The 22,617-nt window shown below is 42.9% G+C and carries 20 protein-coding genes; 12 read left to right on the top strand and 8 right to left on the bottom strand.

From position 1 onward, the window contains the following. Window positions 1-10: 10 nt before the first annotated feature. Window positions 11-1,414, bottom strand: coding sequence for a sensor domain-containing diguanylate cyclase (locus HOP38_RS19660; protein ID WP_198558759.1), 1,404 nt, complete (start codon window positions 1,412-1,414; stop codon window positions 11-13). A 157-nt stretch (window positions 1,415-1,571) separates the two neighbouring features. Then, window positions 1,572-2,267, bottom strand: a complete 696-nt coding sequence (locus HOP38_RS19655) for an aspartate/glutamate racemase family protein (protein ID WP_198558758.1) — start codon at window positions 2,265-2,267, stop codon at window positions 1,572-1,574. Window positions 2,268-2,573: 306 nt separating this feature from the next. Between HOP38_RS19655 and HOP38_RS19650 the strand changes: the two genes are divergently transcribed. The 4 genes from HOP38_RS19650 to HOP38_RS19635 all read left to right on the top strand — a co-directional run bounded on the left by HOP38_RS19650 (window position 2,574) and on the right by HOP38_RS19635 (window position 8,367). Further along, a complete protein-coding gene (locus HOP38_RS19650; RefSeq protein ID WP_198558757.1) occupies window positions 2,574-4,445 on the top strand; it encodes a methyl-accepting chemotaxis protein in 1,872 nt (623 codons plus the stop codon). Between the two features lie 728 nt (window positions 4,446-5,173). Next, window positions 5,174-6,604, top strand: coding sequence for a sodium-dependent transporter (locus HOP38_RS19645; RefSeq protein WP_038222077.1), 1,431 nt, complete (start codon window positions 5,174-5,176; stop codon window positions 6,602-6,604). A 128-nt stretch (window positions 6,605-6,732) separates the two neighbouring features. Next, window positions 6,733-7,356, top strand: a complete 624-nt coding sequence (locus tag HOP38_RS19640; protein WP_198558756.1) for a 3'-5' exonuclease — start codon at window positions 6,733-6,735, stop codon at window positions 7,354-7,356. 108 nt (window positions 7,357-7,464) lie between these two features. Beyond that, complete coding sequence (locus tag HOP38_RS19635; RefSeq protein ID WP_198558755.1) at window positions 7,465-8,367, top strand: DMT family transporter; 903 nt, start codon at window positions 7,465-7,467, stop codon at window positions 8,365-8,367. 11 nt (window positions 8,368-8,378) lie between these two features. Here the strand turns inward: HOP38_RS19635 and HOP38_RS19630 are convergent, their stop codons facing one another. The 5 genes from HOP38_RS19630 to HOP38_RS19610 all read right to left on the bottom strand — a co-directional run bounded on the left by HOP38_RS19630 (window position 8,379) and on the right by HOP38_RS19610 (window position 12,837). Beyond that, entirely contained in the window at window positions 8,379-9,182 is an 804-nt protein-coding gene (locus tag HOP38_RS19630) for a CSS-motif domain-containing protein (RefSeq protein ID WP_198558754.1), read from the bottom strand. Then, window positions 9,124-9,900 carry a CSS-motif domain-containing protein gene (locus HOP38_RS19625; protein WP_006069013.1) on the bottom strand — a complete coding sequence of 259 codons (777 nt, stop codon included), beginning with the start codon at window positions 9,898-9,900 and terminating at the stop codon, window positions 9,124-9,126. Before HOP38_RS19625 ends, HOP38_RS19630 begins: the two co-directional genes overlap by 59 nt. Before the next feature lie 98 nt (window positions 9,901-9,998). Then, entirely contained in the window at window positions 9,999-10,517 is a 519-nt protein-coding gene (locus HOP38_RS19620) for a MerR family transcriptional regulator (protein ID WP_006069014.1), read from the bottom strand. Window positions 10,518-10,519: 2 nt separating this feature from the next. Continuing rightward, entirely contained in the window at window positions 10,520-11,425 is a 906-nt protein-coding gene (locus HOP38_RS19615) for a DMT family transporter (RefSeq protein ID WP_242456561.1), read from the bottom strand. Window positions 11,426-11,514: 89 nt separating this feature from the next. Next, window positions 11,515-12,837: a PTS sugar transporter subunit IIC gene (locus HOP38_RS19610; protein ID WP_038221529.1), complete on the bottom strand. Its 1,323-nt coding sequence runs from the start codon at window positions 12,835-12,837 to the stop codon at window positions 11,515-11,517. A gap of 366 nt (window positions 12,838-13,203) precedes the next feature. Here HOP38_RS19610 and HOP38_RS19605 point away from each other — a divergent pair, with 366 nt between their 5' ends. The 4 genes from HOP38_RS19605 (at window position 13,204) to HOP38_RS19590 (ending at window position 16,600) form a co-directional block, all read left to right on the top strand. Beyond that, window positions 13,204-13,509: a PTS sugar transporter subunit IIB gene (locus HOP38_RS19605; protein ID WP_006069017.1), complete on the top strand. Its 306-nt coding sequence runs from the start codon at window positions 13,204-13,206 to the stop codon at window positions 13,507-13,509. Window positions 13,510-13,591: 82 nt separating this feature from the next. Next, window positions 13,592-14,920, top strand: a complete 1,329-nt coding sequence (locus tag HOP38_RS19600) for a PTS sugar transporter subunit IIC (protein ID WP_006069018.1) — start codon at window positions 13,592-13,594, stop codon at window positions 14,918-14,920. A 106-nt stretch (window positions 14,921-15,026) separates the two neighbouring features. Next, complete coding sequence (gene chbA / locus HOP38_RS19595) at window positions 15,027-15,344, top strand: PTS N,N'-diacetylchitobiose transporter subunit IIA (protein WP_006069019.1); 318 nt, start codon at window positions 15,027-15,029, stop codon at window positions 15,342-15,344. Between the two features lie 299 nt (window positions 15,345-15,643). Then, window positions 15,644-16,600: a LacI family DNA-binding transcriptional regulator gene (locus HOP38_RS19590; protein ID WP_006069020.1), complete on the top strand. Its 957-nt coding sequence runs from the start codon at window positions 15,644-15,646 to the stop codon at window positions 16,598-16,600. A 69-nt stretch (window positions 16,601-16,669) separates the two neighbouring features. Here the strand turns inward: HOP38_RS19590 and HOP38_RS19585 are convergent, their stop codons facing one another. Further along, on the bottom strand, window positions 16,670-17,464 hold the full coding sequence (locus tag HOP38_RS19585; protein WP_006069021.1) for an AraC family transcriptional regulator: 795 nt from the start codon (window positions 17,462-17,464) through the stop codon (window positions 16,670-16,672). 99 nt (window positions 17,465-17,563) lie between these two features. Between HOP38_RS19585 and HOP38_RS19580 the strand changes: the two genes are divergently transcribed. The 4 genes from HOP38_RS19580 (at window position 17,564) to malE (ending at window position 22,415) form a co-directional block, all read left to right on the top strand. Then, window positions 17,564-18,478 carry a DMT family transporter gene (locus HOP38_RS19580; protein WP_198558753.1) on the top strand — a complete coding sequence of 305 codons (915 nt, stop codon included), beginning with the start codon at window positions 17,564-17,566 and terminating at the stop codon, window positions 18,476-18,478. Between the two features lie 88 nt (window positions 18,479-18,566). Next, on the top strand, window positions 18,567-19,052 hold the full coding sequence (locus HOP38_RS19575) for an acyl-CoA thioesterase (protein ID WP_006069023.1): 486 nt from the start codon (window positions 18,567-18,569) through the stop codon (window positions 19,050-19,052). Window positions 19,053-19,258: 206 nt separating this feature from the next. After that, a complete protein-coding gene (locus HOP38_RS19570) occupies window positions 19,259-21,049 on the top strand; it encodes an alpha-amylase family protein (protein ID WP_198558752.1) in 1,791 nt (596 codons plus the stop codon). A 190-nt stretch (window positions 21,050-21,239) separates the two neighbouring features. Further along, a complete protein-coding gene (gene malE, locus HOP38_RS19565) occupies window positions 21,240-22,415 on the top strand; it encodes a maltose/maltodextrin ABC transporter substrate-binding protein MalE (RefSeq protein ID WP_006069025.1) in 1,176 nt (391 codons plus the stop codon). Window positions 22,416-22,617: the final 202 nt, after the last annotated feature.

Below are 22,617 nucleotides of genomic sequence, written 5' to 3'. Positions count from 1 at the left end.
AGAGGTGTCTTCACTTGTCTATCGTGGACATTCTCTTAGCCTGTGAGGATATTAGCTCTACCACAGCGCGGTTTTTCCCCTGCTTTTTAGCAACATACATAAGTCTATCGGCTTCATATAGTGTCTCACACTCCGACGCATCTTCGTACACCGCACAGCCAACACTCACTGTAACTGGTTGGCAGCAGATATCCTTAACATCTAACTCTCTGATAGAACGACAGATATTTTGTGACAGTTGATAAGAATATTCAAATCCTTGATATACATAGACCAACGCAAATTCCTCACCACCAATACGCGCGATGACACAATCACTTTTGAGTAGCGACCGTATAGAGTTCGCAACAGACTTGATCACTTTGTCACCTTGAACATGGCCAAATGTATCGTTGATTTTCTTAAAATCATCAATATCGATAACGATGATCGCAAGATAACCACCAGTATGTCGATACTTCTCGAGTTTTTCTAAAAAATAGCGGCGATTACTTAAACCGGTTAATGCATCGGTTTCAGACAGCACCTTTAATTCTCTATTAGCGTTGGCCAGTTCATTGGTTCTAGTATTTACGGTATAGCGTAGCAAGAGTATATAAATAAACACACCGAGTATGATCATAATGCCAATTATTGGTAATAGATGTTCTGGATAAACAGTCTCTATATGCATCCATCGGCTGAGTATACGCTGGCGTTCATCAACACTGATTTTACTGAAATTAGGGATCAAAACATCAAGCATTGCTGCTTTGTTCTTGGCCACAGCAAAATACAATGCTCCGGAATAAAGATGTTTGACACCGATAAATTCACTTGTGTTCGACGACGTATATAGATAGTAATTCGCAACCTGAAGATCAGCGACAAAAGCACGTATCTGGTGAGAAAAAGCCGCTTGCAATAACTTGGAATTATTATCGAACAAGGTTAATTCAACATTCGGGTAGTTGGTCTGTAAAAACTCAACTTCATAGCTTCCAGAAACTACGCCTACCTTATAATTGTGTCCTCCCATCAAGAACGAATTAACATTAAAAGACTGCAAACTACTATGAAAATAAAGTTGGGTGTCGATTTCAAATATTTCACTACCATACTCAAGGTAATTAGCGCGCGTTTTAGACCACAGTAACCCCGCATGAACATCGGCTTGATTGGTTTTGACTAGATCTAGCGACGATTGCCAATCAACCAACCTAAACTGTACTTCAACACCGTTTTCAATCCCGTAAGCGCGCCAGTAGTCGATGAGGATGCCTGCTGGTTGATTGTTTTCATCAAGATAAGAGTATGGTTTCCATGCTTTCGAATTTGAGATTATAAGAGTATCGGGGCCGCGCTCAATGGCCACAGCACTGTTCGTAAACAGTATCAACGCAACCAGAACAAACACGACTTTGGGAAAGAACACAATTGCCTCTATGATAAACAGCCAACAAGAATGTTATTTATAGTCGCAAAATTCGTGACTTTCCCCTCAAATATTTTAAAGCACGATCAAAATCTCATTATATATATGGAACGCCATTCACTTTTATTAGGTCCTGTCGTGCTCTTAATATTTCTGCCTACTTGTTTAAAGCAAAATCAACAGCAGCTTCACTGTGAATCTGCGTAGTGTCGTATAAAGGAATATTTGTGTGTTCTTGTTTCACTAGCATCGCGATTTCGGTACATCCGAGAATAATCGCTTGTGCCCCGTTGTTTCTTAGATCTTCAATGATCGTTAAGTAACCTTGACGCGAGATATCACGCACCTCCCCTTTTACTAACTCATTGTAGATAACTTCATGAACCAGCGCTCGTTGCTCTTGGTTGGGCACAACTACTTCAATATCGTATTTCTGTTCGAGACGCCCTTTGTAAAAGCTCTGTTCCATAGTGAATGCTGTACCCAACAGGCCTACCTTTGTAATCCCGTCATACGTCAAACGTTCTGCTGTGGCATCAGCAATATGCAACAGAGGAATGGATATAACACTTTCAATTTCTGACGAAACTTTATGCATAGTGTTGGTGCATATCAATAAACAGTCGGCACCCGCCGCTTCGATACACTTGGCAGATTCACTCAAGCATCTAGCCGCAGCGTCCCAATCCCCCTGACGTTGTAGGCTCTCTATTTCCGCAAAATCGACACTATATAAAGCGACTTTAGCAGAGTGGAAACCACCTAGTTCTCGCTTAACACCTTCATTGATTGCCTTATAGTAGTTAGCTGTAGACTCCCAGCTCATTCCGCCTAATAAGCCTATTGTTTTCATATCACCATCCTATTAATACGACACTTTCTATCAAACTAGGTACAAACTAGCCGTTCTGTCATAACTGTACCTTCGTTGTATCATAAATGTCTCAAATCATTACAGAACAATCTGCTTACCCTCTCTATATTAGAACGCCGACCAGTCATTTTTAATGACATAACTACTAAAGTAATGCTGCTTGCCACCGATAACATTTAAAGTTATACAAGACACTGTTCTTATTAACCCTAAAAATAATCATAATTATCAAATCAGTACTGGCTAGCCAATCGGCTATAGGTTTAAGCCAATCTAGGACGTAGTATGAAATTTAGTCACAAAATCGTTTCGGCCTCAGCAGCCTTGTTGCTCGTGACCGTTTCCACTCTCGGAATTACCCAACTTGTTACCGTTCGCTCTGAGTTGCAAAGTCATATTGACGGCAGTATTCATGAGCTTATTACCGGTGTTAAAAACACCATTAATTATGATCTAAACTCCAAGCGCGATTTAGCGAGTGCCGTCACTGAGTCACTAGAAATTGCGCCCACTGAGAATGACTATGTCAACAACGTCATAACAACACCGACACTTAAATCCAGTTTCCAAGCAGTTGGTGTTGGATACGAAAACGACGGTTCCCTATTAAGTAATGATGGATGGGTGCCAGATGCCTCTTATGATTCAAGGTCACGTCCTTGGTATCAAGAAGCTAAGTCGTCGGGAAACACTATCATTACCGATCCTTACGTAGACTCCTCGACAAAGAACGTCATTATTTCTCTGGGTTCACCACTTAATGATGAAACTGGGCGTTTCATTGGTAGCGTAGTATTCGATGTAACCCTAACAACACTCGCAGATCTGGTAAACCAAACCAATTTATTTAACGCTGGCTATTTATTCGTAGTCACAGATAAAGGCATGACTATCGCGCACCCAAACAGTAGTTTAAACGGAGAGCCAATCAGCAAGTTCTTGCCAGGTATTACACTCTCTGAGGGTGTTCAAGAATTAAAGCTTGATGGTAAGGACTATCAGGTTAATCTGGTTCAAGTACCGGAGGAGCACTGGTATGTTGGTGCGATTATCGATAAAGACATCGCTTTCTCTGCAATTGGCGAACTACGAAATCAGTCAATTTTCTTCATTTTGACGGGTCTAGTTGTTAGTGTCATTGCACTAACGTTACTCATTCGTTTCCTTATGCGCCCATTGAACGACCTCAATACAGCGATTCAAGACGTAGCGAATGGAGACGGCGATTTGACCCATCGTTTGGATACAGATACCGACGAGGAGTTTGCCGAACTAGCAGAAGGATTTAACACCTTTACTGCAAATCTTCAGCAACAGATCATTCAATCTAAAGAGATCTCCACCAAGATTCTTACCCTGACTCAACAAACAACTGAAGGCTCAAAGCACTCGGCAATAGCAATGAATACCCAGTTGCAAGAATTGGAACAACTTGCTACGGCGATGAATGAAATGGCAAGTACCTCCGCTGAAGTTGCAAACAATGCTCAAGGAGCAGCCAGTGCCGCTCAAGCAGCAGACAATGCAACACAGGAAGGCTCTGCTGTTGTTTTAGACACAACATCAGCTATCACCAACCTTTCACACAGTATTGAAGATGCAGTAGTTGAAGTTCAAGGCCTTGAGACGGCAACAGATAACATTGAAACCATACTTAAAGTCATCAACGACATTGCCGACCAGACTAATCTACTAGCACTCAATGCGGCTATTGAAGCTGCTCGTGCTGGTGAATCTGGTCGTGGATTTGCTGTTGTCGCCGATGAAGTTCGCACGCTTGCACAACGTACTCAAGAATCAACGACAGAGATTCGTAGTATGATAGAGCAACTACAAAGTGGAGCGCATTCTGTTTCTAGCGCTATGACTCAGAGTAAAGAGAGTGCCAGCCTTGCTGTTGAAAGAGCACAAAGTGCAAATGATGCGTTGGAGCGTATCCGCCAATCTATAGCGCAGATTTCTGACATGAATATGCAAATTGCTGCGGCTGCTGAAGAGCAAAGCTTAGTTGCAGAGGAGATCAATGCCAACACCATCAAGATTAAAGATCTTAGTGAACAGGTTTCCGATTCGGCTAACAATGCGAACACAGCAATGACCGAGCAGTTTAGTAATGTTCACCAACAAGAGAACATACTCAATCGATTCAAAGTATAACGTCTTTTGACGTCAACCAAGCTCTGCCAATTTGGCGGAGCTTTTTTTATCCCTGATGAAAATTGGCTCACCAACAACCACAACGCCCTAATGAGTTCTTGGTTATATTACCGCCCAGCAACATCAATCGAAGCAATAACCTATTTTTTCAACTAAACTAAACATAATTATCTATAAAATTTCCACTTAGCCAGTTCAAACAACAAATGAACTGCAAACCATAATTTACATTAACTACAATAACTTTTATAAAGCCCCGCTATTGACAAGGCGATTTCCACATAAAAACTTTGCTTAATTATGCGTTATGTAAGCCACTTGTATTACATTTTTAGTCAAAACAACCTGATTTTTTGCCGAATTGTTAATAGGTAATTCTGCAATATAATATCCTACGATCTCCTAAAGTGGTGCTAGAAATATGGTTAGCGTCAGAACAAATCCCTACTTTATGCAATGGAGTGATTATTCTAATTCAATAAATAGCGCTATCGAGTCAATAAAATTTAGAAAATAAAATGACGAACGTTTAAAAAATCAGCAGTTGACAACAATTTGATGACAAAAGTTAGAAAAAAACACTTTTTAGACTTCCAACTCCAATCATAAACTGGTTTACTTGTCACTGATAAAGCGCCTCCACAAATTTTAGAAAGTGTATAAAAATAAATACACAAACTTTTCGGCGCCAAAGTTACGGACAAACACAACAGATTATCGGAGTTATCGTGGCAACGAGTAATACAAACACAGCACCCCGCGACAATTGGGGTTCGAAGCTAGGCTTCGTAATGGCCGCTGCAGGTTCTGCAGTTGGTCTTGGTAATATTTGGAAATTCCCTTACACAGCAGGTGAAAATGGCGGTGGTGCATTCATCGTTATCTATCTTGCATTCGTAATTTTCATTGGCTTTAGCGTAATGTTAACTGAGTTCGCGGTTGGTCGTAAGACTGGTCGTAGTGCAGTAGGTGCGTTTAAGTCGACAGACGGTCGTTGGACTTTCGTAGGTGTCATCGGCGTACTAAGTGGTCTACTTATTATGGGTTTCTACCCTGTTGTAGGTGGTTGGGCTCTAGCGTACGTTCAAAAAGTATCTACTGGTCTTCTAAGTAACCCTGAAGCTATCGGCGATAGTTTCGGTGGTTTCATCACTAACCCAATTCAACCATTGATGTGGATGGGTATCTACTTGCTAATGAACGTAATCATCGTTAGCCGCGGTATTTCTGGCGGTATCGAAAAAGCAGGTAAGATCCTAATGCCAATCCTATTCCTGATTCTCATCATTGTTTCAGTGAAAGGTTTGTCTCTACCAGGTGCAATGGCGGGTATTGAGTTCCTGTTTAGCCCTGACTTCTCTAAAGTAGACAGTGGTGTTGTACTTGCAGCACTTGGCCAAGCATTCTTCTCTCTAAGTTTAGGTATGGGCTGTATGATTACATACGGTAGCTACCTGAAGAAGAAAGAGAACCTTGTTCAAACTACAGGTATGGTTACGGCAATGGACACTGGTGTTGCAATCCTAGCGGGTATCGCAATGTTCCCTGCAATGTTTGCTCTAGGTATGGAGCCAGCAGCTGGTCCTGGTCTAGTCTTCGTTGTTGTACCTCAGCTATTCGCAGAAATGGGCGGTGTTGGTCTAATCTTCGCACTACTATTCTTCGTAGGTCTAACTGTTGCAGCACTAACGTCTTCGGTATCTCTACTAGAAGTAGTTGTGTCTTACCTAATCGATGAGAAAGGCTTCAAGCGTACTACAGCAGTACTCTCTGCAGCTGCAGTAATGGCGGTACTATGTATCTTTGCTTCTCTATCTCTAGGTGGCGTTGGTCCAACATTGTTTGACACTGGTGCATTCGACATCTTCGACCTAATGACAGATAAGATCTTCCTAGCTGTTGGCGGTATGTTGGTGTGTATCTTCGCAGGTTGGAGACTAAGCCGCGAAGAACTTGAGAAAGAAATCACTAACGACGGTGAAGTGAAATTCCCACTATTCGGTCTTTGGTACAACCTAGTTAAGTTCGTAATTCCTGTAGCAGTAGCAATCGTTGCGTTTGCGGGAATCTCAAGCGGCTTCGACAGTGGTAAAGGTCCAATCATGTTGATGGGTATCGGTATCATTGCTCTAACAGGTATTCTTTCGAAGAAACTGTAAGACTTAAACCTTATTGAAAAAGAGGAATCCTAGGATTCCTCTTTTTTTGTTTAACTCTCCTTGTTTAATGTTCCCCTTCCTGCCACTTCACGTTAGACTTTGCGCCCTACCCAAATAACGAGATTATAATGATGCTTTCATCTGCCAAATCTGTCGTAGTACTCGACTTTGAGACCACTGGTCTTTCACCAAATCAAGGCGACAGAGCTATTGAAATTGGTGCAGTTAAGCTAGAAAACGGCACCGTAATCGATAGGTTTCAATCCCTCATGAATCCGGGATTTCGTGTCAGTGGGTTTATCGAAAATTACACTGGCATCAGTAATGCCATGCTGGCTAACGCGCCAAGCTGTAAAGACGTGATGGGTGAGTTTTCAACTTTCATAAAAAACAGTAATCTCGTTGCTCACAATGCTTCGTTCGATAAGCGATTTCTGGATGCAGAGCTAGAGCTCATCAACGAAAGTTACACGGGGGAATTTGCCTGTTCTCTTCTAGTCTCAAGACGTTTAAATCAGGAAGCTCACTCCCACAAACTCGGCGACTTAGTGGCTTATCATAATATTGCTAATGATGGCGTCTTTCACCGTGCTTTAGCCGATGCAGAAGTGACAGCATCACTATGGTTGCTCCTCGTTGATTCATTGACTGAGAGGTTCAAGATCAATGATCCTAGTTTTGCTTTAATGCAAAGACTGTCCAAACAACCGAAAGCATCGATAGCTCAGTTCTTAACAAAACAAGCTGTGTAATTGTTTAGACATAGGTCATTTTCTATATAAAAATCAAATCGTAGTGTGAAATGCTCCTCACTATGTTATGTATAACGTTAGTGTCATTTTTCTTAGCCAGAGTCTCAAATGAATTCAAGTTTTGACCAATTAGTACCCGTTGGTGTTCGTTATATGGTGCTCTCCGCACTTGGCTTCGCCTTGATGTCGGCGTCAGTAAAATACGTCAGTACTTATGGAATACCTGTCTTTGAGATTGTGGCAGCTCGTGCCCTTGTCTCATTGATACTCAGCTATGTTGATGTCAAAAGGAAAGGTATCTCGATCTGGGGGAACAATAAAAAGCTGTTGTTTGCTCGTGGTGCCATGGGGTCGCTTGCCTTAATTTGTGTCTACTATGCCGTGACGACCCTTCCATTAGCTGAAGCAACAATATTACAATACATTCACCCTGTTTTTACCGCGCTACTTGCCTTCTTATTCTTGAAAGAGCGTGTGCAATTTTCGACCTTTATATGTATTTTGCTGAGTTTGTTAGGTCTATACACCATGGTCAGTCCTACATTGGGGGCTAACAGTACCGAGCATTTACCCTTATTCAGTGTTGGTGTGGCCTTACTTGGCGCATTAGGGAGCTCTATCGCTTATGTTATTGTGAGAAAACTAAGCCAAACTGAAGATAGTTCAGTTATTATTTTCTACTTCCCTCTCGTTGCACTCCCTTTATCGCTATTACTGATCGGTGACAACTTTGTGATACCCGATATGCACCTTACGGTTATGCTCATACTCGTAGGGATCTTCACCCAAATAGGACAACTTGGGTTGACTAAGGCAATGCAAACACAAGCAGCAGGTAAAGCATCCGCTTATTCCTACATTCAAATAGTGTTCTCGATATTGCTAGGTCTTGTTCTGTTTAACGAGCTGCCATCGATATGGACTTACTTAGGCGGTGCACTCATTGTTTTAGGTGCGCTAATCAATGTCTTTGGGAAAAATCTGCGATTGCCTTTCTTACGCTCTCGCTAGAATTAAGGTTGCTAGGCTTGGCTTCGGTTATCCCGAAACGACTGGTTTAGCAACCAAACTGAAGACCATAGAATGGCAACTGCGATAATTGAACGTAACCAATAGATCAACATACGTTTTATCAAGGTATGATAAGCCGAATAAACGATTATTGAATATGAATAACGTGAAGAACTAACCTCAAACTTCATCTCATTGACATCAGGCTCAACCGGGTTCCTAGAGTAAGTGGAGTTAAGGTCGCCATTCAACTTAAAGGCGTAGTTAGCGTAAGGCAGTGTTGGCTCCAACCAATACCCTACTAAGCGTCGTGGGTTCACGTAAGCAAAGAACCGTTTATCACCATCATCGATATCAACAACCAGCGATGTTTCCGGAAAATAACTGGTTAACAACGACCAACCAATGAATACATCGGTATTTGATTCGCCACGCCAATACTTTTGATGCAACGAAGTCTTGCCAAACATACTGCATACAAAAGCACCATCATCAGACTCACGGATATATCCGACTGCTCGAATTCGTTCATTTTCGTAAGCTAGGTTGGCATAGTCGTGCATCAGTGAGTCTGGACATGATTCATCGTAGGGCACTTGTCTGATGACCGAGACAACTTCATCGATGCGTTTATCGACACTGAGTACCGAGCTCTGAGCGCTTGTTTTTATCTCATTTGAGATATGTAAATAAGCTAAACCACCACTAAGAAGTAAGGCAAGGACCAACACGTAAGCTGTCTTTGCCCATGGGAAGTTATAGGTGTTCATAGGCATCTTGGTCGCTACGTAGTCTTGAATAGATATCAACGGCAAAAACAGCACCAAAGACGATAAACCCGAGTACTGATAAACGTATGAAGAAGGTTTTAATTCTGTTGGTCAACAATCCCATAGTCTTAGTCACTTTGATCTCAAACGGATAACGTTCAGAAGCTAGCGAGGTAGACAGCTCTTTTCCGGAAAAAGCACTTTGATTTCGGTCTAGCAAGACATTGGATGACTTTGGGAAAGACATGGTAATGCGTGCATCATTATTGTAAGGCTCAATCCACCATCCTAGGATGACCCTAGGGTTAATAGTACCAATCACAATTTGATCACCACGATAAACCGCTAGAGCGAACGAGAGGTCACGACGAAACTCTGTTACATGAAGACGAGCAAACAGTACGTCCCCTTCTTGTCTCGCGTCCCAAAATGCTTCATCAATAAGCCGTTCGTGAGCACCAAAATTACTGCAATAATTGGGGTCGTCATTTACTGTGTTGGCAATCACAATTCCCCGTATCCCAGTGCTATTAAATACGTGGTGAGCCAGCGCAGTTTGAACGTCAGAGGTGCAGGTTTCAGCAATAGGTATGGCACGTAACTCAGACTCTATCTTAGATAGATGGTCGTCGATTCGACCAACAACTTGTTCAGCATCACAACTCAACTCCTCTCGAAAGGTCATCATTTGATAGACGCAACCGATGAGCAAGGTGTAGAGAAAAATCAGAGAAAGGTTCTGCCAAGTCCGTCTGGTTACCATATGTATCAACAGGAAGTATATTAAGACAAGAAATCATAACACTCGATAAATATAAGTTTCTTTATCTCAACTCAATATTGTGTCTTCAGGTTTCTCAGCTACCGAGAATTTTTGCGAATTTCTGCTATCTCATCACAACTAATATTCAAAGATTCGAGAAATTCTTGGTGCGCATCTGGCTGCATTCTTTCAAACTGTCGATGCCAATTCGCCATATCTTCTTCGTTAAAACCGGAGTGTTTCATGATCTCAACCCACTGTGTTTTATTCATGGAATTGGTCTCCAACAAATTAGGCTCTTCTAGCGCAGTGAGAATCGCTTTCTGTTGGCTTCGCAATGCCTCTATTTCTCTTTCCAGTGCATTGAACTGGTCTCTCAAGGTCTGCTCTTGTATTTGATCTCCTTGCCTATCGAGCAAAGAACTTATTTCTTGAATTGGTAGCCCGAAAGAGCGATATGCGAGGATACTCTTAAGCCTTGAGACCTGTTTCTCTCCATACCAGCGGTACCCATTGCCTGCACGATGAGCAGGAAATAAAAGACCTGCGCGTTCGTAGTAGAGGATAGTAGTTCTCGATATCTTACATTCTCGCGCTAGCTGAGTAACGGTTAACATTTTTACTTATTCCTGTTCGTGAATAATTTTGGAACACATACGCTCAGAAAGAGCAGAACAACACCGATTATCGCTAGTTGGTTTGGTGTTTCTGAAAATAGTAGATAACCAATACCCATAGCGTAAATAATTTTCACGTATTCGACATTGGAAACCACGTTTGCTGCTCCATATTTATAAGCGCTCACGCCAAACCATTGAGCGATTGATGAAATAACACCGACACTAACCAAAAGCAGTAACTCATTCCAACTTGGCCATACCCAATCGAAAGTGGATGGAACCAACGCCAAAATACCTACGAATAACGCTTGGTATGCCAAAAGAGCAAGTTTAGATTCAAGTTGCGCAATCCGTCGAACACATATCGCCGCAATCGCCGCTCCCATCGACGCCACTAAACCTAAAACTATATAACCCAGCGACGTATCATCAAAACTAGGTTGTACGATCAACATGACTCCGGAAAATCCTAATATCAGCGTCAATATGCGGCTCATAGAAAGCGATTCACGTAGAAATAGCCTCGCTAGTAAGGCAACAAACAATACTTGTGTGAAACCAAGTGCAGTCGCATTCGCTAGCGGGATTGTGCTCACCACGACAAAGCCAATAGAGAGAGCTGCAAACGCTCCTAGAATTCGAAAAGTATGCAGTTTCAAATGGGTTGGTTGCCTTAAACTGGCAAAGTTAATAACAATAGCTGGCATAAGCAATGTCAAAAACACTAACTGGCGAAACAGTAAAATTTGAAACACGCCTATCGAGTCACTGAGTAGGCGAACGATAGCGCCAACAACAGTAAAAAGTGCTGTAGACACTAACGCCAATGCGATTCCTTTCGTCGTCGGAGACCATTGAGTTGTGACCTTGTACCAGAATGATTGTGTGGGAAAATTTATAGACATGAGCGCCCTCTTACTAATAAGAGCACGAAGCCTAAACCCTATACCAGTAGACGGGTCAATCTAGTCGCTGAAAGAACTTAACATTAGAACTATTGTACTTCTCTTCGGCGCTGCATTCTTTCAGCGCGCTCCGCTTCTTGCTCTACCAAGATTTTTTCATGTGCCTTGAAAAATGGTAGATAGATAAAATACGAGTTAAGCATAGCGAAGCCGACCATAAGAGCATTCACCACGCTACCATTGGCTGCCCACGCTGCTCCTATTGGCGCCGGTACTGACCAAGGAATCATCAATACCACTCGGTCCAATATCTCTGCTGAGGTGAGAAACCACGCCAAGGTGGCATTGATCATAGGCACCATTACAAACGGCACCAAGAACAGAGGATTCATAATGATTGGGAAGCCAAAAAGAATCGGTTCGTTGATATTAAATATCGCTGGAATTGCGCCCACTTTACCAACCGACTTCAATTGATTTGACCGACTCTTAATCGCCAAATAAACCAATGGCAAGGTTGAACCAACGCCGCCCACTAACAAAAAAAAGTCCCAAAAAGCAGGCAGATAGATATGCGGTAGCACCGCCTCACCAGCTTCTAATGCCGTTTGGTTTTCGAGGAGGTTCGACATCCAAAATGGATTCATAATCCCGGTTATGATTAATGCTCCATGGATACCCATAAACCACAGCAACTGACAAATTAAAATTGATACCAGTACAGCCACTAAACTGTCTGACGCAAGCACTAAGGGCCTAAAAAGCTCTTCAATCAACTGAGGAAAATGCACACCAAACTGAGCTTCCAACGCAACGTTAAAGGTTGAAATGGTACTGAGCACCACGAATATTGGGATCATCAGTTTGAAGCTTTGAATCGTAAGGATGGGCACATCTTCAGGCATCTTGATATACCACCCTTTTCGAATAAACAACCTAACCACTTCAATAGAGTAAATACTCGCGATTAGCGCAGTAAATAATCCAGACCCGCCGAGATATCTGACGTCCTCCTGTCCATTCAGATAGAAACCAGCCAACATCAGAAAGGCCATACAACCCGTCAATCCCGAGAGTCGTTCAGGTAGTTGATAACTTTTTGCCAAACTTGCTGAGACACCAAACGACACAATGAGCCCTACAACTCCAAGAGTTAATTGATAGGTAGGCAATAGAATAGGTCTTAAGGTGTAAGACATGTTCAGCCAAGCGACTGACATCCATGACTCTGGGTTGGCAAACGGAGGGAAAATAATTGGGACAAACATGCATCCGACAAAAATAAACGGCATCGCCAACTGGAAACCATCACGCATTGCCATCAAATGCTGACTACGCATAAGCAATTTAGCAATGGGGTTCATGAACTGCTCTACCTGATTGGCAAACAGTCTCATTACAGAGTGGTTCATCTTAGTTACCAAGTGTCGAGATCCGGGCAAGAATAACCTAATACTCAATAGTGCGGAAACTTCGCATCCAAATCTGATGACTTCAGCACACTTTTCGACTCGTGGTCGCCGTAAATACATTGAAAACCAGCTCTAACCCTCCCCACTACTTCAGATGTTCATAACGTTTTAAGGTCAGCATAGTTTTGTTTCACATGTTGTTTCCAGACCACCGACAGTTCGTTAACTGAGTCACGAAAAATCCACCTTACAGAGATTTTCTAGTGATCGTTTTCACACTTAACTGGAAATCATTTGGAAACCGGTTTCCAAATGATTTCCAGAACGGCATAGTAAAAAGGAATTCAAGATTCTGGAGAACGAAAAATGAAAAAAATTATGCTTTGCTGCTCTGCCGGTATGTCTACTTCTCTTCTAGTTAAAAAGATGGAAGCCTCAGCTCAAGAACGTGGTATCGCTGCTGAAATTAAGGCGTTCGGCGCAAGCGAATTTGATGTGCAAGTTGGCAACTACGAAGTAGTTCTACTTGGCCCTCAAGTTAAATACATGCAAGCAGATTTCCAAAAGAAAGCGGATGCGCACGGCATCAAAGTTGAGCCAATCAACATGATGGATTACGGCATGCAGAAGGGCGACAAAGTTCTTGATTTTGCTCTAGAACTAATCGGCTAGTTTTCTGGCTCGGTGTCCCCCCTGTAGTCACATTTCGACACCGAGCTTTCTTATTCTTTAATATCCAAACGAGATCTACGACATGGGCGCTATGTACGACAAAATGGTCAACGTTATCGAGCAAAAGGTGACTCCTATTGCTGGTAAAATTGGCCAACAAAAATACATCACTTCTATCCGCGACGGTTTTATCGCGGCACTACCTTTTATGATTGTTGGTTCATTCATGTTGGTGTTTATATTCCCTCCGTTTTCAGCGGAAACAACTTGGGGATTCGCACGAGCATGGCTAGATTTTTCTGATACTTACCGTGAACAACTCATGCTGCCATTCAACCTAAGTATGGGCATCATGACGATATTCATATCTGTGGGCATCGCATCAAGCTTGGCACGTCATCACGATCTAGATCCTGTTACAACGGGCCTACTTTCATTGATGAGCTTCCTTTTAGTGGCTGCGCCAGTGCAAGACGGCATGCTTTCTATGCAGTACTTCTCAGGCCAAGGTATCTTTACCGCGATTATCACAGCACTGTACTCAACGGAAGTATATGCTTACCTAAAACGCAACAACATCACTATTAAACTTCCACCAGAAGTACCTACAGGTGTTGCTCGTTCATTCGAAATCCTAATCCCAGTGTTAGCCATCATCATGACCCTGCACCCATTGAATCTTTTCATTGAAGCACAAACCGGCATGATCATTCCTGAAGCAATCATGGCATTAGTACAGCCTCTAGTATCAGCTTCAGATACGCTACCAGCCGTACTTCTTGCAGTACTAGTGTGTCAAATCCTTTGGTTTGCAGGCATCCACGGCGCGCTAATCGTTACTGGTATTATGAACCCATTCTGGATGGCTAACCTTTCAGTAAACCAAGCAGCAATGGCAGCTGGTGAAGCTATCCCACATATCTTTGTTCAAGGTTTCTGGGATCACTACCTACTAATTGGCGGTGTAGGCTCTACCCTTCCACTTGCTTTCCTACTACTACGTAGTAAAGCCGTTCACCTTCGTACTATCGGTAAAATGGGTGCAGTTCCAGGTATGTTCAACATTAACGAACCTATCCTATTCGGTGCACCGATCATCATGAATCCAGTGTTCTTCCTACCATTCATTTTGGTTCCTATGGTTAACGCAACATTAGGTTGGTTCGCTCTTGATTGGGGATTAGTTGAGCGCGTTGTTTCTCTAACACCTTGGACAACTCCAGGTCCTATCGGTGCTTCATGGGCAGCTAACTGGGCATTCAGTCCTGTCATCATGTGCTTCATCTGTATGGCTATGTCAGCAATGATGTACCTGCCATTCCTGAAAGCATACGAAAAGCAACTTCTTGAGCAAGAAGCTGCGGAAGAGAAGAAACAACAAGAAGCTGCAGGTCAACCTGTAACGGCTTAAACCCCAAATTACATAAATTAAATGTCGCCCCTCAGTCTTAGTTGGGGATAAGCATGGGGCGACACCTATCTTTGAGATAGAACCATTAAGAATTAAGAGGTACAAAATGGAACCAATGGATTTAGAAGAACAAGTAATGGGCATCATCATCAACGCTGGTCAATCGCGCAGCCTATGTTACGAAGCACTTCGTCATGCTAAAAACGGCGAGTTTGAAGAAGCAGAAGGCCTGATGAAAGAAGCACAAGAATTTGCAAACCAAGCACACCTTGTTCAAACACAGCTTATCGAAGCGGATGAAGGTACGGGAAAAATGAAGATGACTTTGGTGATGGTTCATGCACAAGACCACTTAATGACATCTATGCTAGCAAAAGAACTCGTCGCTGAAATGATCGAACTACACAAGCGCACCGCGAAATAAGCAAGTAAACTCATTTTACTTTTTTCATAGTTGTCGACCATGCAGGGAACGAGTCAGAGGGAAGGTGTTGTATAGGAGCATCTTTTAAAATTGGTCGAAGCAGCTCTCATGTGCTCCTACCCTTTTGGGAGCTGCTTTTTTCAACAACTTACTGCTTTTACTTGTTTTCCTCGGTTTTATAATACACTTCTACCTTCATCAAGCTTGAGCTACGTACCAGTAAAAGAGTACAATATTGGAAATTTTGGGAAACGGTTTCCCAACTTCAGAAACCCTGCAAATGAAATAAGGTTGTTTTCATGGCTACTATCACAGACGTATCTTTGCTAGCAAACGTGTCGAAAGCCACGGTTTCGCGCGTGATGAGTGGTAGTCGCGGTGTTAAGCCCGAGAGTCGTGAAGCCGTTCTGCGTGCCGCAGAAGAGCTGAACTACCGCCCAAATGCTGCAGCGCAAACACTGGCCAATCAGCGCTCTGATTACATCGGTGTTATTCTTTCTTCAACGGATGCTGGCCAAGTGTCTACCTACCTCCCGTTATTGGCGAAATCGCTGAAAGCCAAAGGTAAACACATGCTTGTACAGTTTGCCGAAACGCCTGCTGAACAAGTGCGTATCGTCGAAGATCTAAACCAAAGGCATTGTGATGCAATTATCTCTCTGGGGGGAACGGTCGAAGAGTTAAAGAACGACAACATTATTGCCATAGACAGTTTGGCTGATCCGTCTCACTCTATTGGCTATGATTATAAATTTGCTTCAGAAAGCGCTTGTCGTTTCCTATCTAGTAAAGGCCATTCAAGCATCGCCATTGTCGTAGACGATGAAAGTTACGCCTCAAATCAGGTCATAGAGGGTTATAAGACGTCATTGCAAAACTCTGCAATGCCAGTTAATCGTCAACTGATTGTGACCGCTAATGGCAACAGCGAGCAAGCTATCATGTCATTACTTAATAGCTATCATCCATTTACTGCATTGGTTGTAATGCGCGATAGCCAAGCTGCAGTAGCAATGAACCTATTTAGAGATTTTAACTTGGCAACGCCACAAGAGGTATCCATCGTCTCGTTAGAAGACTCTCAACTGGCGAGTCAACTAAATCCGCCTCTGACCTGCATTAGCTACCCATCACAGCAAATCGTTGATTTTGCCATGGAGCAATTGGACGCCATTTTAGATGATAAACCAATGACTCCAAAACCGCTTATCACTGGTCGCCTTGTCACGCGAGATTCCGTCACTAATCGCAGCTAGTACAAGTAATTTAGAAAAAGGAGTGTGTTACATACTCCTTTTTTAGTTCTACTTCACCACAATCTTCAATCAACTTTGCAATAACTTGTTTTTGTATTGTTCTGGTGTTTGACCTGAGTATTTCTTGAACATCGCAATAAAAGGGCTTGCTTGGTTGTAACCGAGTGTGAAAGCCACTTCCTTAACAGAGTGCCCTCCTCGTAGTAAATCCATTGAATACAAATAACGAACTCGCAAACGCCATTCTGTAAAACTCATTCCGAGTTCGCTTTGACAATAACGAGCGAGAGTTCTCTCAGTTGTATGTACCCTACTCGCCCATTCATTCAAGCTAATATCGTTAGTAGGCTCTTCCTCAATCGCCGCCAATATCGGTGCTAAATATTTGTTATTACTAGAGGGCAAAAAGTGATGTTGTTCTTGTTGGTCACTTAGCTGATCTAAAAGCACCTGTACTAATCGTTTGTCTTTTTCGGACTCGGCCACATTTATACTTCGATGGCGAAAATCCTCAATAATCGACGAAACAATCGGCGTCACTTTAATTAGGCTGGTCTTTTCCGGGAAGGTCGACGTCAGCTCATGAGCAATATTGAGAGAGCAGTACTCCAATGGTTTGCGGTTGTAACTGCAATGCATCACTCCCGCTGGTACCCAAATGGCAAGATGGGGCGGCGCGAGAAAGCGCGTATCTTGCGCTTCCATTTCCAATATGCCACCACTAATCAACTGAATCTGCCCCCAAGGGTGGCAATGTACTCTCGTCTCAGTATTGGAAAGAAACGCGTCGAAGTTCATGAAAACGTCCGACGGCATTTTATCAATAGAAAGAGAGGGATGGAGGTTACGTGACTTTTTTTTCAACTTGTCTTCCTATCGCGCCTAATGTCTGAATGGAGATATTTATAATTATAACGACCTGTCACACTATACATCAATTCACAAAACGCGACGAGGCTCACAATGGTTTACTTACTACCTTTCCTAACCGTACTCATCTGGGGTGGGAATGCCATTGTTAATAAGATCGCCGCATCGACTATCGAACCAAGCGCAATGAGTTTTTATCGCTGGGCTCTCGCTATGTTAGTCATGACACCGTTTTGCTTACCAAAGTTAAAACGCTATTGGCCTGAAATTCGTCGCAGCAGTGGCAAGCTTGCTTTTCTTGCGCTACTTGGAATGGTGCTTAACCAATCGTTAGGCTACTACGCAGCGTTGACAACCTCTGCTTCCAACATGGCGCTTATCACCTCTTTAGTACCGCTTATCAGTGTGTTCATGTCTGTCCCTTTACTTGGTAAAAAAATCTCCATGCTCAGTATTGCTGGCGGCGTGATTTCTTTAGCAGGACTTGCCTTCATGCTAGGTCAAGGCGACGTCGCTTTCTTCATGCATCAAACCGTAGCTCAGGGCGACTTGTTGATGGTTCTCGCCGCTTTTGTTTACGCTACATACTGCGTATTGTTGAAACGATGGAAAATGCAGTTGTCTAGCTGGATGTTAATTTATACACAAGGCGTGTTTGCCGTCATAATGCTATTTCCTCTCTTGCTTACTAGCGAGACAATTATGCCAACGTCAGCATCTCTGCCACTAATCGCCTACGCAGGTTTATTGGCCTCGCTGATTGCACCACTATGCTGGGTTAAAGCGATTGACTTAATTGGAGCAGACAACAGCGCAATGTTTATGAACTTGCTACCTGTCATTGCGGTTGCACTTGCTGCAGCACTATTGGGCGAAACTATCACTCAATTCCACGTCATTGGTGGGTTAATGGTGATATCTGGGGTAATTCTATCTCAAGTGAAAGTGAGACGTCGTAAATCGGCAACTGATACCGTGGAGCAAAACCTGACCATAGATAAACAATAAACTCTAGCGGGTGCACAATCTCTGTAGCCTACTGTTAACAATTTTGTCATACTCAGCGAAGCCCAAATAACAATAAGGACATGTTCAAATGAGTCGTGGCAAAAGAGATATCACCCTTCGTTTTCTTGCTGAACCTGGTGATGTAAACTTTGGCGGGAAAGTGCACGGTGGTGCGGTAATGAAATGGATCGACTTGGCCGCTTATGCCTGTTCGGCAGCTTGGAGTGGTAAATACTGTATTACCGCTTATGCTGGCGGAATTCGATTTGTTCAACCGATTCACGTCGGTAACCTTGTGGAAGTCAGCGCTAAAGTCATTTACACAGGACGCTCTTCAATGCACATCGCCATTGATGTGCAAGCAAGCGATCCCAAAGAACTTAAAAATCGTCTCACCACACACTGCATCGTCATCATGGTCGCCGTCGATGAAGATGGAAAACCAACTTCAGTTCCTGAATGGATTCCTGAAACCGACGAAGACATCAAACTACGTGAGTCAGCAATCAGACTGATGAATATGCGCAAAGAGATTGGCGAGGAGATGGAAGCGCACGTTAAGTACCTTAAATAGCGTTTATAAAAGCCGACAGCCCAACACATCGCCCCAACGGATGCAGATAATGTGTTAACCATTATCTGCTTTTGTCACACAACTCACATCTACGCCCCTATTTTAAACCTAAAAGGATGAGTTTTTTGTCTCAGCCTTACTCTACACTCTCATCATATAATAGATTTTTTCTATATCCAGACCTCTACTTTGACTGTGAGATGAGTATGAACCACAAAACTAAAATCCATCTTTATCAAATTTTCACAAGACTCTATGGCAATAAAAACTCAAATAACAAACCATGGGGTACTATCGAAGAAAACGGCGTGGGTAAATTCAGCGATATCACCCCAACCGCGCTAAACTCAATTCGAGATCTCGGCATGACCCATGTTTGGTATACCGGCATACCGCATCATGCATTGGTCGCAGACTACACTGAGTTTGGCATCTCAAACGATCACCCTTCTGTTGTAAAAGGTAGAGCTGGCTCTCCCTACGCAGTAAAGGACTATTACTCGGTTAATCCTGATCTAGCCGATGACCCTAGCAAACGTAATCAAGAGTTTCAGTCTTTGATCCAAAGGACACATGAGGCAGGCTTGAAGGTTATTATCGATATTGTGCCCAATCACGTGGCGAGACACTACCAAGGTTTAAATAACCCAGTTGGAATCCGTGATTTTGGTGCTGATGATGACGTGAGCGTAGAATACGCGGTAGATAACAACTTCTACTATATTCCAGGTAAAGCCTTCCAACTTCCCGATATTCCACAGCACCTTCAACCACTTGGTGGTGAAGAGCATCGTTTGCTAAGAGAGCCATATCAAGAGCTTCCTGCTAAGTGGACCGGAAATGGCTCTCGACTCGCCAAACCAAATGCAGACGATTGGTACGAAACCATAAAAGTAAACTATGGTGTTCGTCCTGATGGCAGCAAAGACTTTCCGGAACTACCACAAACTTATCGCCACAAGTCATGTCAAGCACATTTTGAGTTTTGGCAAGATAAGCGCGTACCAAACTCATGGATAAAGTTCCGTGACATCGCACTTTACTGGCTATCACAGGGTATCGATGGATTTAGATATGATATGGCCGAAATGGTGCCCGTAGAATTCTGGAGCTATATGAATTCATCAATCAAAAAGGTCAATCCAGATGCTTTTTTAGTTGCAGAAGTGTATCAACCGCATTTATATCGAGATTATATTCAGCTGGGCAAGATGGATGCCCTCTATGACAAAGTGGACCTTTACGACGCTTTGAAAGATATCATTCAGGGGCGTGGCAATACTCAAAATATCACTCGAATTCAAGAAGAACTGAACGATATAGAACCCCACATGCTTCACTTCTTAGACAATCACGACGAGCAGCGTATACCTTGCAGCGAGTTTGCTTCCAATGCCCAGGCTGCTCTGCCTGCCATGGTGCTCTCCGCGACGATTAGCAATGCTCCAACAATGATCTATTTTGGTCAAGAAGTTGGAGAAGCTGGTGCAGAGTATGCCGGTTTTGGACAACCAACTCGAACCTCTATCTTCGACTATATCGGTGTTCCAACCCATCAGCGTTGGATGAATGGCGGCGAATTTGATGGAGGGCAATCATCTTCGGATGAATTGGCGTTGCGTCAGTTTTATCAAAAACTAATGAACATTGCGCTGACCTGCCCAGCCTTAACGGGGGCCATGCAACCATTAAAAATAGATGAGGATAAAACGCACGGCAGTTTAGCTAGCAAACTTTACGGTTATGCTCGATACACTCAAAAAGAACATGCTCTTATCCTATTAAACTTCGATTCAACGCACAGCACTATACAGCCAATCACGCTACCTACTGAGGTCGTTACTACATTGACGCTGGCTGATGGACATTATGTCTATCAGGATTTATTAAACTCCAATGTTCAGTTTGAGGTTGAAATTAAAAATGGTGAAGGACATATCTCACAACCATTAAAACCACTCACATCACATATTTTGCAGCTCGCAGACATTAGGTAATTTTGAGCCCCAAACACAAAAGTGTATAAGCTCCAACCTTCGCGTTGGAGCTTTTTTATTGGCAACCACTCAAATCACATTTAACCGCCATGAAATAGATAAAAACTATACCATACATTAAAAAGCCTATTTTTGTGCTAACGAAATTAGGTTTATTCTAATGCCATTACAAATAGTCAGGATCGTAACAATGAAAAATCTAAAAACATCCTTGTCCGCTATCGCACTAGCGACGTTAATGGCAGCACCAGCATTCGCAGTAACTGAGGGTGAATTACTAATTTGGATCAACAGTGACAAAGGCTATGAAGGCTTAGCAGAAGTTGGTCGTCAGTTCGAAGAAGACACTGGTGTTAAAGTTAGCGTTCAATTTCCAGAGTCTTTAGAGTCTCGCTTTCAACAAGTTGCGGCAACTGGCGATGGTCCTGACATTATTTTCTGGGCTCACGACCGCTTTGGCGGCTATGCGGAAGCAGGCTTGCTACGTGAAGTAAAACCAAGCAAAGAATTTCAAGAAAAACTGGTCGATTTCAGTTGGGATGCCGTTAATTACAACGGTAAGTTAATTGGCTACCCTCTTGCCATCGAAGCGATATCTCTTATTTATAACAAAGACTTGTTACCAGAACCGCCAAAAACATGGGAAGAGCTCCCTGCTATCCAAGCGAACATGAAGGCGCAAGGAAAACAAACCATCATGTGGGATGTAAAAAATGCGTATTTCACTTGGCCTATCGTCTCTGCAGGAAGCTACTCATTTAAGAAGACTGAAAATGGTCACGACGCAGCAGACGTTGGTATTAACAGCGAACAAGCTCGCAAAAACCTAGCCTTCCTGCTTGATATGAAAAAGAAAGGCATTGTCGACCCTGGTATGGACTATGCGAATGCCGAATCTGCATTCGCGAAAGGCGATGTGGCAATGACCATCAATGGACCGTGGTCATGGGGCAACTTAGATAAAGCAGGCTTAAATTACGGTGTGGCGACATTCCCTACTCTAGATGGTAATAAATCCAATCCATTTGTTGGCATTTTGAGTGCCGGTATCAGCTCAGCTAGTCCAAATGAGGATTTAGCGGTTGAGTTTATCGAAAATTACCTGTTTACCGACGAGGCTCTTAAAACGATAAACAACGACAAACCTCTTGGTGCTGTGACACTTAAGACATTCCAGAATTCTCTAGAATCCGATGCTCGCATTAAGTCCACAATGCTCAATGCCGAAAACGGTGAGATTATGCCAGCCATCCCACAAATGATGACGTATTGGATTTCAGAAGGTGCTGCTATTGAGAATGCACTTAACGGACGCCAAACGGTTGAAGATGCGCTAACAACCGCAGAGAAGCAAATTTTAAGATAGTTATAACTGTTTTGATCGTAGGTCAAGCCCGTCGTAAAAAAGCGGGCTTTTTTGATCGCCTTGTCTTTCCCACTAATATATTTAAGTTCTCGTCAACTCAGTAAGTTGCACCATAATCGCTTTTATATCTGACTGTTACCGATTATAGAACTACGCGAGTTTACCGCATCTATGCTAAGGTAGAGGTTAACCAGTTATTATC

The sequence above is a fragment of the Vibrio mediterranei genome, from assembly GCF_013364395.1.
GTDB classification, from domain to species: Bacteria; Pseudomonadota; Gammaproteobacteria; order Enterobacterales; family Vibrionaceae; genus Vibrio; species Vibrio mediterranei.
Note: the sequence above shows the minus strand (reverse complement) of the source record. Positions and strands in the feature narration are given on the sequence as shown.